This window comes from Halomonas sp. 72, from assembly GCF_052379785.1.
Taxonomy (GTDB): domain Bacteria; phylum Pseudomonadota; class Gammaproteobacteria; order Pseudomonadales; family Halomonadaceae; genus Vreelandella; species Vreelandella citrativorans.
On the sequence record NZ_JBQSYY010000044.1, the window covers coordinates 1 to 1,857 of the forward strand.

The following is a 1,857-nucleotide window of genomic DNA, read 5'->3' on the forward strand; positions in this document are numbered from 1 at the left end:
GATCGAGTAGGAAGGGGAGTCGCCTCCCCTGTCCTCTCACACCACCGGGCATACGGTTCCGTACCACGGCGGTTCATGAAGAACGGTTAAGCCCTCTTACCGTATCCAGTACCGAGATCAGTCCCTGGTCATAAAACCATTTCCTCGGCAGGGCCTGGTTCATGTGCGATGCCCCGGCGTTCCACCAAGGGCCTCGACCATTGCCTGCCGATTTCCAAGCTCGGGGCGCGTCCAGGCCCAGCCCTTGAAGTTTCCGGCGACGAGTCGCTGAACGTTTCCATTGCCGCCAGATTAGGCCGCGTAAGCGGCGACGTATCCATTGATCCAGCGCTTCCAAGGGCCGTTTCACATCAACAAAGCTGAAGTAGTTGGCCCATCCACGCAGGACTGGCCCCAACTCTTCGATTATCCGTTGGGTGTTACGCCCCCTGCCACGCTTCAGGATCTCACGAACACGCTGCATCATGCGCTTCAGACTTGCCTTGGCCAGCGTCAACTTCGGCTGCTTGTGCCAAGTGAGACGGTAGCCCAGATAGCCGCGTTTCCATGGCCGGTCCACCGCACTTTTCGTGCGGTTGACCGTCAGCCGAAGTGAGCTCTCGAGATACTCACTCAAGCTTTCCATGACACGCTCGCCTGCCCGCCGACTGTTGACGTACACCTGAACGTCATCGGCGTAGCGGCAGAAGCGGTGGCCTCGGCGTTCCAGCTCCTTGTCCAGATCGTCCAGCAGGATGTTCGCCAGTAGCGGGCTGAGTGGTCCGCCTTGGGGTGTCCCCTGTCGCCTCGGCGTGGGCAAGCCATGTTGCAACATACCCGCTTCCAGATAGCGGCGGATCAGGCGCAGCACGCGCTTGTCATCAACGCGCCGCGCTACCCGTGCCATCAGCAGATCGTGGTTCACTCGGTCGAAGAAGGCTTTCAGGTCAAGGTCGACCACCCAGCGGTGGCCAGCGGTAACATGGGCCTTCATGGCCGATACGGCCTGCTTGGCGCTGTGTTTGGGGCGGTAACCGTAACTCGACGCGGAGAACCCCGGGTCGAAGACCGGCATGAGCACTTGTGACAGCGCTTGCTGGATCAGTCGGTCGGTGACCGTGGGTATTCCGAGCTGCCGCACTCCGCCTTTAGGCTTGGGGATCGTGGCTGCTCGAACTGGACTCGGGTGATACGCATCGGCCAACAGCCGCTCACGCAGCGTTGGCCAGTGCTGTTTTAGGTGGTCAGCCAGTTGATGCACCGTCATGCCATCGACACCCGGTGCACCTTTGTTGGCAGCCACCTTACGGTAAGCTCGCTCCATGTTCTCCGGGTCAACGACCCGCTCCATGAGCGAGGCTGACTCCGCTTTCGTCCACGATAACGACGCCGGGATCGTCTCGACGCCCACCGGCTGGGGCGCGGAGTTCTGCTCCTGCCCCTCTGGGTGAGTGACGGTATTAGCGTCATGGTCTGTCTTCATGATCGATCCTCGAGACGTTATCGCCTACTCGCGGTTCTTCATGTTCGGCCCTTGGTGCCGTAGTGAACCGGCACTTACTATGGCCTCGGCTGACGTCTGGTAACCCATCCCGTCGCCTCTCGACGCCGGTAGCACTGTGGCACATCACCAGACCTCCCAGGGTAAGACGCGCGACCTTCCCGCTTATGCCTGTCGGATCTACGTCATGGCGTTCCGTGCAAGTACCGGGCTTTGATGATTATGGCCATCTCACCCCGCCATGACGCCTAGTATCCGCTTCCTATTCGTCAGGCCAGCGTTTTGCCTTGGGCTTCCTTCAGATTCCCCCTCGCGAGGGACACCCTTGCCGTCGGCTAGCACTTCCCCTTGCCGGGCGTGCAGGGGACTTTCACCCC

The 1,857-nt window shown here is 60.7% G+C and carries 1 protein-coding gene; it reads right to left on the reverse strand.

The features are described from left to right. Window positions 1–73 precede the first annotated feature (73 nt). The gene (ltrA, locus tag ACT3T6_RS17640; RefSeq protein WP_193057446.1) at window positions 74–1,462 is read right to left on the reverse strand and encodes a group II intron reverse transcriptase/maturase; all 1,389 of its coding nucleotides are present in this window, start codon (window positions 1,460–1,462) and stop codon (window positions 74–76) included. Between the last annotated feature and the right edge of the window lie 395 nt (window positions 1,463–1,857).